This is a genomic window from Runella sp. R0.1_18 (assembly GCF_057652155.1).
Genome location: NZ_JBYFCK010000024.1, coordinates 1 through 15,752 on the forward strand (window position 1 = coordinate 1; position 15,752 = coordinate 15,752).

The 15,752-nt window shown below is 42.9% G+C and carries 17 protein-coding genes and 2 pseudogenes; 2 read left to right on the forward strand and 17 right to left on the reverse strand.

Annotated features, from left to right (window positions below):
• Nucleotides 1–413 precede the first annotated feature (413 nt).
• The 7 genes from AC23P2_RS26785 to AC23P2_RS26815 all read right to left on the reverse strand — a co-directional run bounded on the left by AC23P2_RS26785 (nucleotide 414) and on the right by AC23P2_RS26815 (nucleotide 3,860).
• Nucleotides 414–554 (reverse strand): hypothetical protein, encoded by a 141-nt coding sequence (locus AC23P2_RS26785; protein WP_487776040.1) that lies wholly within the window; start codon nucleotides 552–554, stop codon nucleotides 414–416.
• Between the two features lie 26 nt (nucleotides 555–580).
• Nucleotides 581–1,324, reverse strand: coding sequence for a hypothetical protein (locus tag AC23P2_RS26790; RefSeq protein WP_487776041.1), 744 nt, complete (start codon nucleotides 1,322–1,324; stop codon nucleotides 581–583).
• Nucleotides 1,325–1,534: 210 nt separating this feature from the next.
• The gene (locus AC23P2_RS26795; protein WP_487776042.1) at nucleotides 1,535–2,479 is read right to left on the reverse strand and encodes an immunity 49 family protein; all 945 of its coding nucleotides are present in this window, start codon (nucleotides 2,477–2,479) and stop codon (nucleotides 1,535–1,537) included.
• Entirely contained in the window at nucleotides 2,476–2,730 is a 255-nt protein-coding gene (locus AC23P2_RS26800; RefSeq protein WP_487776043.1) for a hypothetical protein, read from the reverse strand. The genes AC23P2_RS26795 and AC23P2_RS26800 overlap by 4 nt, the downstream gene beginning before the upstream one ends.
• A 108-nt stretch (nucleotides 2,731–2,838) precedes the next feature.
• The gene (locus AC23P2_RS26805; protein WP_487776044.1) at nucleotides 2,839–3,240 is read right to left on the reverse strand and encodes a hypothetical protein; all 402 of its coding nucleotides are present in this window, start codon (nucleotides 3,238–3,240) and stop codon (nucleotides 2,839–2,841) included.
• A gap of 13 nt (nucleotides 3,241–3,253) precedes the next feature.
• Nucleotides 3,254–3,493, reverse strand: a complete 240-nt coding sequence (locus tag AC23P2_RS26810) for a hypothetical protein (RefSeq protein WP_487776045.1) — start codon at nucleotides 3,491–3,493, stop codon at nucleotides 3,254–3,256.
• A gap of 16 nt (nucleotides 3,494–3,509) precedes the next feature.
• A complete protein-coding gene (locus tag AC23P2_RS26815) occupies nucleotides 3,510–3,860 on the reverse strand; it encodes a hypothetical protein (protein ID WP_487776046.1) in 351 nt (116 codons plus the stop codon).
• 116 nt (nucleotides 3,861–3,976) lie between these two features.
• Here AC23P2_RS26815 and AC23P2_RS26820 point away from each other — a divergent pair.
• Together AC23P2_RS26820 and AC23P2_RS26825 are read left to right on the forward strand one after the other, a co-directional pair.
• A pseudogene (locus tag AC23P2_RS26820) lies at nucleotides 3,977–4,884 on the forward strand (ISAs1 family transposase).
• Nucleotides 4,865–5,092: a hypothetical protein gene (locus AC23P2_RS26825; protein WP_487776047.1), complete on the forward strand. Its 228-nt coding sequence runs from the start codon at nucleotides 4,865–4,867 to the stop codon at nucleotides 5,090–5,092. Before AC23P2_RS26820 ends, AC23P2_RS26825 begins: the two are co-directional and overlap by 20 nt.
• Before the next feature lie 447 nt (nucleotides 5,093–5,539).
• Here the strand turns inward: AC23P2_RS26825 and AC23P2_RS26830 are convergent, their stop codons facing one another.
• From AC23P2_RS26830 to AC23P2_RS26875, 10 genes and pseudogenes are all read right to left on the reverse strand, one after another.
• Nucleotides 5,540–6,118, reverse strand: coding sequence for an IS110 family transposase (locus AC23P2_RS26830; RefSeq protein ID WP_487776108.1), 579 nt, complete (start codon nucleotides 6,116–6,118; stop codon nucleotides 5,540–5,542).
• Nucleotides 6,119–6,547: 429 nt separating this feature from the next.
• Nucleotides 6,548–6,733: pseudogene (locus tag AC23P2_RS26835) on the reverse strand (IS701 family transposase); the annotation flags it as partial.
• 303 nt (nucleotides 6,734–7,036) lie between these two features.
• On the reverse strand, nucleotides 7,037–7,519 hold the full coding sequence (locus AC23P2_RS26840) for an SMI1/KNR4 family protein (RefSeq protein ID WP_487776048.1): 483 nt from the start codon (nucleotides 7,517–7,519) through the stop codon (nucleotides 7,037–7,039).
• 394 nt (nucleotides 7,520–7,913) lie between these two features.
• The gene (locus tag AC23P2_RS26845) at nucleotides 7,914–8,648 is read right to left on the reverse strand and encodes a PD-(D/E)XK nuclease family transposase (RefSeq protein WP_487776049.1); all 735 of its coding nucleotides are present in this window, start codon (nucleotides 8,646–8,648) and stop codon (nucleotides 7,914–7,916) included.
• Complete coding sequence (locus AC23P2_RS26850) at nucleotides 8,614–8,802, reverse strand: hypothetical protein (RefSeq protein ID WP_487776050.1); 189 nt, start codon at nucleotides 8,800–8,802, stop codon at nucleotides 8,614–8,616. The genes AC23P2_RS26845 and AC23P2_RS26850 overlap by 35 nt, the downstream gene beginning before the upstream one ends.
• Before the next feature lie 108 nt (nucleotides 8,803–8,910).
• A complete protein-coding gene (locus AC23P2_RS26855) occupies nucleotides 8,911–10,926 on the reverse strand; it encodes an aceric acid hydrolase (protein ID WP_487776051.1) in 2,016 nt (671 codons plus the stop codon).
• A 63-nt stretch (nucleotides 10,927–10,989) separates the two neighbouring features.
• Nucleotides 10,990–12,189, reverse strand: a complete 1,200-nt coding sequence (locus AC23P2_RS26860; protein ID WP_487776052.1) for a glycoside hydrolase family protein — start codon at nucleotides 12,187–12,189, stop codon at nucleotides 10,990–10,992.
• A complete protein-coding gene (locus tag AC23P2_RS26865; RefSeq protein ID WP_487776053.1) occupies nucleotides 12,173–13,456 on the reverse strand; it encodes a bile acid:sodium symporter family protein in 1,284 nt (427 codons plus the stop codon). The genes AC23P2_RS26860 and AC23P2_RS26865 overlap by 17 nt, the downstream gene beginning before the upstream one ends.
• The gene (locus AC23P2_RS26870; RefSeq protein ID WP_487776054.1) at nucleotides 13,453–14,109 is read right to left on the reverse strand and encodes an aspartate/glutamate racemase family protein; all 657 of its coding nucleotides are present in this window, start codon (nucleotides 14,107–14,109) and stop codon (nucleotides 13,453–13,455) included. Before AC23P2_RS26870 ends, AC23P2_RS26865 begins: the two co-directional genes overlap by 4 nt.
• The gene (locus AC23P2_RS26875; RefSeq protein WP_487776055.1) at nucleotides 14,106–15,506 is read right to left on the reverse strand and encodes a four-carbon acid sugar kinase family protein; all 1,401 of its coding nucleotides are present in this window, start codon (nucleotides 15,504–15,506) and stop codon (nucleotides 14,106–14,108) included. Before AC23P2_RS26875 ends, AC23P2_RS26870 begins: the two co-directional genes overlap by 4 nt.
• Nucleotides 15,507–15,752 lie beyond the last annotated feature (246 nt).

Consider the following 15,752-nt stretch of genomic DNA (forward strand, 5'->3'; position numbering starts at 1 on the left):
ATTGTCTCAACCGATTTACTCAATTGGGAATGCCAAAAGTAGAAATAAAGAACTCAAATTAGCCATGCAACAAAGCCTCTTTGGATTAAAAATTTTCAAATTTTCTAGCGATAAGATATTACAGCGATGACCAAGGGTATTTCAATATTATTGGGAGATATCCATTACCTTTTTTCAAGTTTTGCTTACTTCCTTCCCAATAGTTACTAAATCTGTTTCTGTTTGATGAATTCTCAAACCTCGCTTTGGACATCAAATCAGAAAAATGTTCAACTTGTGTGAGCATCAACGCTGCAAATAAGTAAAAGTTTATTATTTTAAACCTTTCAGACCAATTTCTCGTCTATCATTTCATTTGAGAAACAGGTTGAATGTATTAAAATATAGAGTCGCTATTGATTGCTCCAGAGGAGCTAAATCTTCGTAGAAAAATGAATCAAATCCCCCCAAATCCCCATCGGGGCGGCCGACGTTCGGTGAAAGATGTCAATACGAAGTAGTAAGCGGTTTACCAACGCCTTCAAGTCTGCTATTTCTTTGACCAATTCTTCCATAATTTTTTCCTATGCAAATTGCGTACCTAAATAGTTACACTTTTTGTACGAATATCCACATCAATATCTGTGTTAGCGTAAGGTTTATAGGCAGGTTCATAGAGGTTGATTGCCAGTTCTCCGTTTTTAGCTGGTTCAATTGCGTAAACTCTGTTTGTTTGAGTACCTCTTTCAGCTTGCACTAACAAACGGCTATTTGCACCTTCCTCCGTCAAAATTATTACTTTTTTATCAATATTCTGACTTAACTCTTGGGCAATAAGTTCAGCCGCCTCATCACCTGTTTTACTGCTATATTTTAATGTGGATAAGTTTTTGGCAATCCAATCCTTAAACGTCATATGTCCCAACAAATCAAGCCCTTTTACACACCAGCCGTTACTCGGTGCGGTAGCTATGCCCAGTGTGCCTACGCCATACGCCTCTACGCCATCAAGCATTAAACCTTCTACTTGGGTAGTTTCCTGCACTACAAAGGCGCTATCTACGGCTACAAAACTATTGAGGGCTATACTAAACAAGAGCGTGCCTTTGCGGATAGCCGTAGCGGTTATTTTGCCCGTATTGGTAACAAACTCATGATCAGTAGTGCTGCTGAAGACTTCGCCTTTAAGCCAGATTTTGGCTACTTCGGCTACTTTTTTAGATGTTTTTCCCCACATATTGCGTGAGCCAATACTTCCGTCTTTTTCGAGGGTTTGTACGGTGGTAAGGGGTTGCAGGTTTTCGAGCGTGGCGTTAGTGCCAAATACAGCGGTGTTTTGTGCCAAACACGAGCCGCATATTTTTTTGAAAAGAGTTTTTTTACACGTTGAAAACAAAAGCGAGACTACCCGTTTTTAGATAGCCTCGCTTAATTCCTGCTTAACACTTATGTTTATGTATCTTCTGGCTGTAAGCCATCTATGAATTCTTCAAAAGAATTACAAACAAAAGTAAATGCTTCATTCTCTTCTGTTTCATCGGAATGACAGTTTGTTTTATCTTGTTGTAAGATGACCATCGTTTTTGTACAACCACTCAGGAATATAATCAGATTCAACATTTATGCTCATACCATTATCATACGCTATACTACAAGCAGCTAAAAGTGGAATCGAAACAAAGCCTTCTGGTTCATTATAATTGGGGGTATATAAAGAGTTTTTTGGGGAACGAAGTTTTACCATTGTCCAGTCTTTATGCTTTTGAAGACTATCGTATAGGCGTTCATCAAATAGCGTTTGGTTATTGTCTAAAACGCTTTCTAAACAACGATAAAAAGGTATAAGCAGTAAATCAACAGCATCTCGTTTTTCGGCAATAAAAGCGTAGTTTTTAAAACAAGAGCGTGGTGAAGTGGTAATTTTTTCGATGATTGTTCGTAAAATTTCAGATGCCCTTACATATTCCTTATTTAGTAAAAGCATATAAAAGTCATGCGTTATTGGGTCTATTGCATCAGGGTTGAGAGAACGATATTGGGCAATTTTACCAAACATATTTTCTGTATCTAATTGACGTAAGTTGTTTAACTGTCTTTCGTCTCGTGTGATGAGTGACTGATGAACCCACTTTCGCCAATCCCAACAATTATAAATATATGGTAAATTTTGTTGACCAACATAAAAGCCTTTTACAGTCTGTTGTTTACCGTCGTAATCTAAGACTACTTCTTTATCAACATTCAAAGATAAATCGAAGATAATACGATTGAGTTCATTAGCATAATGCCAAAACCTCTTTGACCATTCTGTTTCTGATAGATAGGTGGCAAGGTAAAACCCTCTTAAATAATCATCTTTAATAGATGTTATTCCTAAATAAATGTATTTATCTAAAATAACATCTTGGTATGAATTAAAATTTTCCATGGCATATTCATATCTTCTTTTAATAGATGATGAATTACCTTCAAATGCGGAAACTCGGTTTATATTGTTCATATAGGAAATTTATTCGCGTAAATATCTTTTAAATTTCCTGCATTATCAAAATCTTGTCGAATAAGCCAATATTCTAATTTGCCATTTTGCTTCGCAATTCTTATTGTATTAGCCAAGTTTTCCAATTCAATTTTTCCACTATTATCCATTGCACTCAAAATGCTCTCATAATATTGTACTGTTCCTTGTTGTGCATAACCCTCTGGTGTTTTTCGGCCACTCAATGGACTGCTTCCGCCTTTGGCTTCCACGATTCGGATAGTGCCATCGGGGGCTTGATAAATTCGATCAAACTCACCCTGCAAACCTCGGCAATCTTGTTGTACGACATAAATTTGAGTACAGATTGCGCCATTTAGTTAAGTGCATTTTTCGTTCTTTGAAAATACGGTCATATTAATGATTCTATCAGGGGATAAATTTATGGCAGGGGCATTTTTAACAGCTTGGTGATTGGCTGTAATTACCCATTCAACCTTATCTTTATCTAATTGTAACTGAACATATTGCTCTTTATAAATGCCTCCAATAGACATTTTTTGTCCAAAATGAGTTATTTGTCCTGCTGATGATACTTTACGAGTAAAAATTTTCTTAGCTAAAAAATCATATACTCTCTGCGGATTAAAATCTTCAGGACTGAAGATTCGCTTTGAGGTTTCTAGTTGAGGAAATTCTTGTAAACGAGTTTTGTTTTTAAGTCGAACCACAGGAAATGTTTCTCTTTGAATCTTAATTTGTTGATTGAGTTTGATTTGCAAGTCTTCCAAATTTTTACATTTGCTGACTTCTGCCCATCGCTGGGTGGTATCTTGCCGCATCGGCGGTCCGAATCTTTTCAACTCTGTTATTCATTTGAGGGCAATAGAGTTTGTTCCATGTTAAATCAATATCATGAGCAATTAGCCATAAAGCCAAAGGCGGCGTTGGATTGATTAGTGCAGAGCCAAAAGGTTCTCCATTATCCACTCTAAAACAACCTGCTTTACCCCAACGAGCAAAGATTTCAATCAATTTTTGCCTCACTATTTCAATTGGAACTTGACATATTCGAGCATAGGGGGAAAACAGGAGCCTCTAAGGCTGCTCCGCTTTTTTCATCTACAATCGTTAAATAACAAGCCTGTTGTCCATCAGCTAAAGTTAGACGCTCTTTGGCATCCACTTGCCAAATGTTATGAACTGCTCTGGAATCCCCAATAGTAGGTTCTAACATTTGTTGACGGGGTTTAATGAGGTTAGCATGACGATACCAGCGTTGTAAAGTGCGGATATGTTCAACATTTGCTTTACCATAACGCTCACATAAAACAAGATGAATTTTGGGCGTTCCCCATTGGGGATGCAGATGTTTGAGCCAAAGAGCAGCCCGATAAATCAAATCTTGTCGAGTTTTAGGGTGCTTCCCACAGTTAGCATAATTTGTAGATAATCCTTGGTAGGGATTACTTCGATTAGGGTGATTGCACGAAATTAAAAGATAGCGATTTTTGTTGGATGGAGGTTTCTGAATTATTTTTTGAGATAGATGACCCTCGTCAGGAGGGCAAGTGCTTGCATCAGTTAAGCGATATATTGATGATTGTACTTTGTGGTTATCTATGTGACTGTGAAGGCTTTGAAGAGGTATATGATTATGCTTGTGATAAAGAAGAAGTCTTGCGTGAGTTTCTGGAATTGCCTTGTGGCATCCCTTCTCATGATACACTCAATCGCGTTTTTCGCCGCCTTTCGCCCACTCAGCTGGAATCCTTATTGATCAATTGGGGAAAAGAAATTGTTGGGCTATTAAGTCAAAAACAGCTCATTGTCGATGGGAAACAATTGCGGGGAACTATAGAAGCAGGTCATAAACAAGCTACGGTTCAAATTCTGAGTGTTTGGGCTGAAAAAGAGCGTTTATGCTTGGCTCAGAGCCAAATAGATAACAAAACCAATGAGATAACGGCCATCCCTGAGCTGCTTAACACGCTAGATATTACCGACAGTATCGTCAGCATTGATGCCATTGGGTGTCAAAAAGCGATTACCCAACTCATTGTTGAGCGACAAGCCAACTATGAATTGGCTTGAAGTCTAATCAGGACGGCTTATACACTCAAGTGGCCGATTGGTTCGAGCGCCACAAATCATCCCTACAAGCAGATATAAGTCGGGATTTAGGACATGGTAGAGCGGAAAAACGAACGGTGATCGTCAGCGAGAAGCTCAATTTTATTGATGCTGCTCAAGAGTGGGTTGGTTTAAAAAGCGTTATTTATGTAGAATCAAGTCGTTGGGTTAATCAAGAGCATCAACTCAGTAAACGCTACTATATCAGCTCATTAGCTGGATACTCAGCTGCTCAATTAGGCCATTTCATTCGCCGACATTGCGGGGCCGCCCGTGCGGGGCATCGAGAATGAGCAACATTGGCATCTGGACGTCACTTTTAATGAAGATGGGTGTCAAGTTCGTAAAGACCATGCTCCTCGTAATTTGACCACCATCCGTAAATTAGCCTTGGGATTGATTAGTCGTCATCCTGCCAAGATGAGCTTAAACCGAAAAAGAAAAAAGGCTGCCCGCGATGATGAATTTCTTATTGAATTGCTCAACCAACTTAACATTTGATGCAATCGCCCTACCTATTATGAGCGTAAACTCAAGGAAGGAAAAATCGGAGCGCCGATGCGATAAGTTTACTGTCTTCAATGCCATGAAAAATAAGTTGGTAAGGCTTATTTTTTCTTTAGCCAAGCAGGGCAAAAAATATGACGAAAATTATACGTACTCGCTTGTTTGAATCATAGAAATCCCGCGCGGTGCTTTTTTAAGGCTGTCAAATCAGCAGGATTTAACATCGAAGATACTCATTTAACTGATCAAAAGAGATTAGAAAAGCTTTTTGCCGTTGTATGCATTGCCTTTTTGTGGGTATATATGGTTGGCCAGTATCAAAATCAGATTAAGAAAATCCCTGTATTAAAGCACAATCGAAGGGCATTTAGTATTTTTCGTTATGGTTTAGATGAACTTAATAGAGCATTGCTATTTGATTTTCAATTAGTTACTAAATATTCACAACTTTTGACATATACTTAGTTGTTTTTCAATCTTATCAATATCAAGATTAATGGCTTTTAGTGAGGTCTGACAGGTTTTGGCGAGCTGTTTTTGCAACAAAGGGCTTATGAACCCTTGCTGTTCCTGTAAAGGTTGTTGCAGTTGTTGACGGACTACTAATAGTCTCTGGCGAACTGCTCTTAGTGCAGCCAATTGTTGAATAACCTGACGAGGAGGGTGCCATAGACGGGTTTTGTCTTTAAATCGGAAAGCGTATTCAGAAATACGAACGCCATCAACACTATCAGTTTTACCGCGCTGTAAGCCGCCTGCTCGTTTAATTTGTAAGCTGTTTTCTAACCAGATGGGAAAATGGCGTTGATGTAAATAAGCCAGTAAATGAGCATTGTAAATACCTGTATGTTCCATGCAACATACAGATTTTGAGCGCTCAAAGTCTGGTAAAGATTCAATTATTTTGACCGTAGCCTTGATAGCTGCTTCTGAGTTTGCCGATTGGGTTTGATAAATAATACCTTTTTGAATTGAGTAAACAGCCCAATCTAATGTCGCTTTAGAAATGTCAATACCGATAAAATCGGGGCGGCCCGTGCCGTTGAGTGTCCATGAGCGTTAATGTGTTGAGAATTATACAACTAACTTACCTTTTGTCTCAAACCCTTACTAATGGGCCATAATGCCCTAATTTCCATTTGAGTTTTGGTAAGCAATTTAGAGTGGGATCTGAATCCGAGCATAGAGTAAAAAATCTCTGCGACCCCTTAGGAAAACCCACTCCAGTACTGTTTGATAAAAATACTCAATCTTGAAATTTTACAATCACACAAATCTAAAGGGCGACCCCGTTGATGTTTGGATAAAAACAGGATATAGGATTCAATCCCGTGGTGGGTTCTACCCATGCGGCCCCTTAAAGTGCCTATATCCTGCTCAACAACTGGAAAGTAAACTTACCAGTTTCTTGGTTTTGTTCAATCATACAAATCTAAAGGCGGCCCCGTCTATTTGTCGGACAAATGGCTTTGCCTGTTGCCACAATGCTTTAGAGGTATATTCTGTTTGATTCAGAAAATCAGTCACATCATTGTGACTAATGCTATTGTTCAGCAGTCGCGATAGTCCTGTTGCACTGGTTTGCCCGAATGAACTCAGTAAATAATCAGTGTATAAGTCCAAATCTGTTTTCATACACCAAAGTTAATTTTGTATTTAATACTTTAACACAACAAAAGCGTAACATCAGTTAATAATTGCAGCCAAAACTTATTTTTTATATCAAAATTGGCTGATTATGAGGATACAGCGCGGAAAAAAATAAGTACGCAACTTCGCTGGTACAAAATGAAATAACGATGGGGGATTTGTTTGCGTAAGATTAGTGTGTAAAAAACAACAAACTATCAACTAAGCACAAAATTTGATTGATATATAGCACTTTATCTAAGCAATAAACTGTATTTTTTTGGCAGGTATTATTGTGTAAAATCAACTTTAATCAGCGTAGTTTTCTTCTGAAACCAGGCCATTAATAAAATCTTCAAAGCTATTTGCAATGTGAATGTCTTCGTCGCACTCTGTGTCAATCCATCTTACAGATGGAATATCACTTTGTCGGTAATCTAATGTTATCCACCAATGACCATCGCCATTTATTAAGACCTGCTTTTCAGGAAGACCCCATTCTTCAATCACGTATTGCGTCTCAAGAATATTGTGAGGACTTTCCGTTGCTTTGCCGGTTACGATGCCGAACAACTCAGATAATGGAACATGATTTTCTGCCCAAGTTGTTGTAGTATTCATTGGAAAAGCAAATCCCTTTGTATAACCTCCATTTTGAATTTTGAGTAATTCAATGAAGAGTGGTGGGAGTTTTACTTGAAGCATTTTCTCAGCAACTAAAACCATGTTGTCAGTCAAGGATGGATTGTTATAGTAGTTGTCTCCCCAAAATTTATTCTTATCAATTGCCATAGTTTTCTTGTTTATAGCGCCTGTTTAATGGCCCGCCAATGGACGTAGCAGTGGGTTTCGGAGTACAAAACGGTCATAAATAGAAGCACAAAGTTCACATCTCACCCAGCCTGACGCATAATCTGTTTTAGGGTCAATTTACGGTTTCCAAGGCATTATCATATCAACTCTTTCTCCGATGTACATGTCTCTTATTGTCCTGTTTTCTATAAATGCTTGTAACCTCGGATATGGAAACTCAGTCTGTTCGCTGTCTCTGTATTTAAGTCTGAAAGTTTGGTAGCCAAAGAGGTCACCACGATTGGTAAGTAAAGCTTCTTCTTCGACTCTCAATCTTTTGGAGTGTTGTAGGGCAAAGCCTATGTAGGTAAAGACGTTTATTGATTCGGAATATCTACTTTGCAGAAAGTTGTCGTTGGGAAGCAAGTACCACATCCACAGATACACCTGCAAGAGTTGCTATTTTATTAACATCAAAGTCTGTCTGTTGCAAAAGACTTAAAACAAATAATTCTTTTTCTTGCCTTTTTGCGTCTGCTATCTTCCTACTTTCTGCTTTTACTGATTCAGCATTACGAGCAATCAAAATTTCCAGAGAAGCCTTTTCGTCAGGGGTCATTTTACGACTATCCAGCTCATCAATGGCTACTTTGAGCCATTCCTCGTCCCAAAACTTAGGAAATTGTGTTGGTTGAGTAACTGTATGTATTGTTTTCATTGTATAAATTAGTTTTTGTAAATCTGTTTGACAATCAGATTCTTGTAACGTAAATTTATCTAACTCTACCGTGACAAATGTCATCTGGTCGTCAAAAAGTTCGGCTTTTTCATTTCGTAGGTTTGCGAGGGTGTGAAAGTCGTTGTAAGGCAGAATATTGTTTGCCAAAATAGCAACACAATAGATTTTAGTTAGCGTTCCGTAGTCAAATTTGCCACGTTTTACCATTGCGTTGAACTTGTGCAAAGCATAGAACTTCATACGCTGAACGAAAAACGGTGCATCGCCATACTGCATTTCTACGATAAACTGATTATCGTTTTCATCGATACAAGCTAAATCAAAGATGCCACTTCTACCGTCTTGTGTGATTCCTTCAAAGGTATTTTTGCGGCCCGCCGCAGCGGTCAAATTTTACTTCTTTTATTGGTATTTCTGACTTGATAAATGCTTGTAAAGCTCTACGCAAAAAAAGTGTATTTGCTTCATTGCCAAAAGTAGCTTTAAAGCCATAATCAGAAATTATCGGAATAAATATTTGATCGTCTGTGTATAATGCTTCCATTAAGTAAAGTTACTTAAAATCAAGATAATCGACAAATGGAGGAGTCTATTTGTCGATTATCCCTCAACAGTTAAGAATAGACGCTAGGTAATTCGTGAACTGCTAAACCTATCGCACCACAGGCACCCAAATCGTCATTTCGGATTGACCTCGGTTGGCCCAGGCGTAGTAGGGAATGAGTTTGAGGGGGACTGTTTTTTTGGGTTGGGAAAGGGGGCGGTAGAGCTGTTTTTCCCAATTTTTATCATTGACCAGCACACCGTTCGTTTCCAATACCGTAATAGGTGAGTTTTCTAACTGCGTGGCTACGGGCTTAAACGTCGCTGAACTCGGAATGGCTACGTCGAAAACCCGCGTAGAAGTGGGCATATCGGGCGATTCTAAACAATAGACAATGGGGCCTCGCTTTAAGGCTACTTGGTTGCGGTTTTCTTCGACCAACGGATTTGATTCTAACAACTCGGTCGGCATCGCCATGTTCCATTGGATGACATCGCCTTTTTTCCACGTCCGTTGGATAGTTACGTAGCCGCGCTCGCTGGTGTAGGAAGTAGGTTTGCCATTGATGAGTAATTTTGCTTCGGTACACCAGCTAGGCAGACGTAATTTTAGCCCAAAGCTTTCCGCAGGAAACTGCTCTACGGTGAGGGTTACATTGCCGTTCCAAGGGTAATTACTCTCTTGTTTGAGAGCAACGGCTTGGCCATTTTTGAGGGTAGTTTGTAGTTGGCTACTTCCGTACAAATTACACCATACCGAATTGTCGCTGAGGCTGTAAGCATAGTCGCTTACTTCGGTGATGGTGCGTACCGTGTTGGGCGGGCAACAGTTGGAGATACGAATGTAAGGAATGCGGCCACCCATCCAGCGGAGTTGATACGGGAAATCGTTGGAGGCCGCTAAAGGGTTGGTATAGAAAAACTTATCCCCCGAAAGGCTAATGCCCGACAGTACACTGTTGTACAGCGCAAGCTCCACTACGTCGGTGTAGCGGGCGTCGCCTGTGAGGGCAAACATTCGCCAGTTGAACAGCACATTCCCAATGTTTGCGCAGGTTTCGTTGTGGGCACTGAGGTTGGGCAGTTGAAAATCACGACCAAAAGCTTGGTGCGTTTTTTGGACGTCGTTGGGTTTGTACGAAGTGCCGTAGGGAGAAACGCCGTCGAACAATGCCCCACACGCCCCTGTAACGTACATTTTGCGTTGGGTGAGGTTGTCCCAAATCAAGTTCAACGACCGCATCAACGAATCTTCGCCCGTTTCGGCATACACGTCGGCTACACCCGCGTAGAGGTACGTACCGCGTACGGCGTGTCCCATGGCCACCGTTTGCTGACGAAACGGAATGCGGTCTTGGTTGTCGTCGGTTCCTTCGGTGGTGCCTTTGATGTTGATAAGGTATTTCACCAGCTCCAAGTATTTTTTTTCGTTGGTGGTGCGGTATAGTTCCGTCAAGCCCATGTAGTGTGCAGGACAGAGGGCGTTGCGGGCTTGTTCGGGCGTGGCTACTTTGTAAAAGCCAATCAAGAAATCGGCCGATTTTTTGGCAATATCGAGCAAGTTGGTTTTGCCCGTCGCGCGGTGGTGTACGCAGGCTGCCGTCATCAAATGGCCAAAATTGTAGGCTTCAAAGCTAAGTTTATCGTCAAACAGCTTCGCGCTACCCGTTTTCTTTTGCTCAATAATGGCTTTGGTATAAACGTAGCCATCTTCGCGCTGGGCTTTGGCCATTACCGCAATGGCTTTTTCCATGAGGGCGTCCAGTTCGGGGTCTTTGGTAGCAGCGTACAAACTCGCTACGGCCTCAAACGTCTTGTAAAAATCACCGTCGTGAAAGGAAGGGCCTTTAAAATTGCCCGTTTCCAACCCCGCCGCTATTTCAAAGTTCCGAAAAGAATGGCTAATGTTGGGGTCAGTGTAGGTTTTCCAAAGTTGCGGTACCATCGTTTCTTTGGCTACCCGAAAACGATCGCCCCAAAAACCACCCGTCCAACGCACATCGGTGATGTTGGGTGAGTAAACTTTGGCGTAGGGGCTATTGGTGGTATTGGTGATGCCTTTATTTTGGGCCATTGCAAAGGCCGTAGCGGCAATGGTGCAAAGGGTGGTGAAGGGAAGCTTCATTTTTAATTACGAATTACGAATCGGTAATAACAGATAACAGATAGACAAATAACGGATAACAAATCACTTCTTCTTAGGCGGTGGGGGGGCGACAAACGCCAGCTTGCTTTTTCCTACATATTTGGAAGTAGCGACGGCGATGCCGCGTTGGTCGTGTTTATTCACTGCGCAATAAAAGTGATACACAATTCCTTTGTGTTTGATGACGTACGATTTGTGGGCGTACATACTATCGAAGGGTTCGGAAGGGGCAATCAAGTCAACGCCTTCCCATTTGGTCCAGTTGACGAGGTCGTACGAACAGGCAAAGCGGTTGTAGGCGTCTTTGCGGCCGTTCCAAAAGGCTCCGAAGTAAAACATTACCCACAAATCTCCCATCTTTTGTAAAACAGCATCCCCCGAAATCCCCGATTGGTGGTCGATGACGGGGTTTTGGCCAAAACGTTTCCAGGTTTGCATATCGTTGGAAACTGCCATCCCGATTCGCTCAAACCAGCGGTATTTGGGATTGTTGTTGCTACTATCGCCGTTGGCATTGTAGTAGAGCACAAACGGATAGCCCGTCGTTTTCTTTTTGTCCCAAATCACTGAACTTTTGTAGTGTTTTTTGTTTTCCCACCAGCGGACATCGGCATCGTCGGGCGTTAACGTGGGTTTGGGGAGGCGTTGCCATTCGGTGACTTTCGCAGGGGATTTTTTGCTATATGCCATTCCCAACGATAATTTGCCTTCTTCGTAGCCACGGCTATTCCCCCCAAAATACGGCATCCAATAACGGCCATCGTATTTTTGGAGCTTGTAGTTGCCGCCCCATTTAGTATTTTGGAGGGCCACGTACCCCGCTTTTTGGTTGCTATCCCAGTGCGTTGTATCCGTAAATGTCATGATACGCCCCATCGTAGTCCAGTTGAGCAAGTCGCTACTTTTGGCAAGCCACGTTTCGTAGCCACGCCCGTCGTAAATGAGGTAGGTCATGTACCAACCTTTACCTTTACGAAAAACCGTTGGACAATCGAGCTTTTTCTCGTTGGTAGGTGGCGTGATGATGAGGCCATACTTGTGCGGTGTCTTGATTTCTTCATACACCTGCTGCATCCGTTCGGGGGATACCGTTTGTGCGGAGGCGGTGTGGAGGAGGAATAGATATATAAGATAAAAAGATACTTTGCGTTTGCAACGCGAAGTATTAGAAAGTGCGTTTAAAACGCACCCCTCTCCAGTTCGCGCTATAAACACAAACCAACTACTAAGCGTGTTCCTCATCTGTTTGTCGTTTACGCCAATAATTTGCTAAAATGGAACCTGATATGTTCATCCAAGGGCTAAACACCGTGGCAGGGAGTCCTACCGTGCCAAGTTTTCCCATGCTTCCTGCCAAGCCCGAGGCCATGCCACCGTTTTGGAGTCCTACTTCAAAAGCAACAGTACGGCTGGAATTAACGTCTAAGCCAAACAAACGACTTAACCAATACCCAAAGAAATAACCAGCGGCATTGTGAATGACCGAACAGATAAATAACAAAAAGCCTACTTTCATCAAGTTTTCGCGGCCAGCGGCGGTAGTCACCGTTGTAAAATAAATGATACCAAACATCGAAAAATAAGGCATCCAACTGTCGAGTTTCGGAAACCGAAGGGTGAGTAAATGATATAACACTCCCACGACAAAAGCCCCCGCAAAAAAGCCTAAAATCTCAAGGGATTGGAGCAGGGGCGTGGAGGTAATCATTTCTTTGAAAAAAGCCCATGCTCCAAGTGGCAAAGCAAGAAGCCACAAAACGCAACTACCAAAAATAAACCAGACTTTTTGCCAAATGGCGGGTGTCGCGTTTTTGAGGTAATCGTGTAAAAGAGCCGCACCGATGGGCACAATGATGATTTTGATGATTTCCATCATCATGTCCACAAAATGAACCTCAATGAGCGTTCCTGCCAACAGTTTCATCAATAAGGGCGTTAAAAAAGGCGCAACCAAGGTCGCCATGGCAGTAACAATAACGGATAAAACCAAGTTGGCTTTGGCTAAATACACCATGACGTTGGAGGCCAAACCGCTTGAACATGAGCCAATCAGAATGATGCCAGCAGCGATTTCGGGCTCAAAGTCAAAGATTTTGGTGAGCAACAGACCCATCAAAGGCATCACCGAAAAGTGACACAAAAGCCCGATAATCACGCCTTTGCCCGTGGTGGCTAACCCCGCAAAGTCGCGAACGCTCATGTGGATTCCCATGCCAAACATGACCGTTTGGATAATTACTAAAATCAGCCATTTGTTACGTAAATCAAAATCTCCCCACTTGGTGAAGGCCGAGGGGTAAATCATGCCCGCTACCACCGCCGCAATAATCCAAGTGGTATATTGATAGCCTTTTAGCGACGGGATTGCCCCCATGCCAATGGCCAAGGAAACCGCCAACCCCACAGCCGCAGGTTGCCAAAGGGCATCGGTGGAAGTGAATAGTCCAGCACCGAGTAGCACCACTGCCAAGCCACTGAGGTACAAGGCTATTTTTGAAAATTGCTTCATAATACGCTTGCCAAATACGCCATCGCAATCGGTGGACTTGCCAAAATGGGGACTATTTTCTCTGATTCTGAAAGGGTATCGACGACCCGTGCCATCGAGGCTTGGGCCAGCACAATGACATCAACTTGGGTACTCAGCTCTTTCAATGCTTTGGCCACCATTGTGTCGTGAAGGGCGGGGTTTCCGCCCATCAATGCCTCAAACGCGCCTTCGCACAAGACGGCCTTTAATTGAATATCTTTCCCTACAACCGTTGCACGACGTTGCACTAAATCGGACGTGGGGGCGAGGGTAGTTGGTAGCGTGGCGATGACTCCAATGCGCGACCCCGTTGCTACGGCTTGGTCGGCCATGGGCTGGTCCACGCGGAGTACAGGTACTTGGGTGAGGTCGGCAGCTGCTTCCACGGCAGCACCAATGGACGAGCACGTAAACATAATGTAATCAGCTCCTGCACTTTCGGCTGAGCCTGCGTAGTTGACTACCCGCCGTGCGGTATCAGCCCGCAGCTCACCACGATTTATTACTTGTTTAATGAGACTATCGTCAACGATATTAAAGACGTTGACGTGTGGAATGTATTGTTTACAAAGTTCTTGAAAAACAGGCACTAAGGTTGCGGAGGTGTGAACCAATCCTAATGTTTTTGTCATGGGTTTATGTATGTTAACGTTGTGCTTGCGGTTTCGTAATAATTTTCGGCTCCAACTTGGCCTCCTTTGAAAATAATTTGTTTTCCATCCAATGCCGACGAAGGAGCATGGGCTAAACAAATGGGCGCACCAGGCGTCAGTGGGGCGAGCATTTCAACGGCCTCAATGCCCATCGCACGGGCGGCATAGCTGGAGGTATCGCCACCTGCTACGGCTACGCGTTGCACGTTTGTCTGAGCTACCACCTCTCGCGCTACTGTTCCTAAAGCATTTCCGAAAAGCTGCCCCGTTTGCGAACGAATTTCTGCGGGCGTTAGCCCTTTTTGTTCAAAAATAGCATTCGTTTGGGCGATGCGTGGGTCTTGGTTGTCTTTACTGGTATGGATAATAACCGATTGGCCTTGACGAATTTTTTGGATAGCTTCTTGGATGATAATTTCTAAAACTTCTAACGTATGTTCTGCTTCAACTACGGCGGCGGTGTCAATGCCCAAAGAGGCAAAACCGTGCTTTTCTGCCCACGCAATTTGCCGTGCCGATACGGGAGAGCAACTGCCCGAAATAACCAATATAGGTGTATCAATGTCAACCAATTCCCAATCGGTACGGGCTTGAAGTTGCCCCGTTTGTTGCCAATATGCTCCCAATGCACTTCCAATGCCCGACGAACCTACCGAAAAAAGCGGCGCGTGTGAAGGGGCATTTTCCTCCAAAAGCTTACCAATGCGGGGTAAGTGATGATCGTACAAGGCATCAAAAAGGATATTGTCAAAACCTTTTTGATGCACTTCTTGAAAGGGAACAGAAGGCTCAGTTTGTTCAATCTGTAAAATATCAAAAAGTCCCGTCGTGCGTTCCGTTTGTTGGGCTAAATGCAGGCGCAAGTCGCTTTCGTGGGCAGGAGTGATGGGGTGAACGCTCATAGATGGGTGGCGGTCGAGGCGGTGAATAACTCCTTGGCTACCAATGCCCATGCGCGCAAACAGGTTTCCGAAGGCACAATAGCGCCCCAGTGAAGGTGCCGCGGCCAAAATGGGAACCCACGGCGATTGAAATACTTCTGCGCCGATTTCAATGGCTTTGCCAATGTTCCCAATGCTAGGAGAGGAGTCGAACGTGGAGCAAACTTTGTAATGAACGTGGCGCGGAGAAAGCAATTTAAGGGCTTTAAAAGTGGGCAAAAGCTCCCGTTCCATGTCGGCGGGCGAAAGTGAGCGCGAAAGCCCCGCAATGCCAATGGCTTGTAAACCTTCGTACTGGCGAACTTGCTCAGCGGTAGGAGGTTCGATAAACAACACCGTACGTGCTCCTGAGGTACTCATGGATTCGAGCGCATCGGTCGAACCCGTAAAGTCGTCACCATAAAAAGCCAGTAAGAGTGGGTTGGGTTGTGGCATTGTTGTTCTTCTTTATTTATCCTCAAACTTTCATTAAGTAGTTAGGCAAAATGAACTGAGATTTTATTGCTAATATACCTTTTGTGCCTGCTCAAACCCCATGTTGTGCCTGCTCAAACTCCATGTTGTGCCTGCTCAAACCCCATGCCTTTAGGCTGGGGTCACAAAATAACAAGGACACTTTAAGGGCTTTAGCCCTGATTTTAAAACAGATATATGAGAAATTCAGGGCTAAAGCCCCTATGA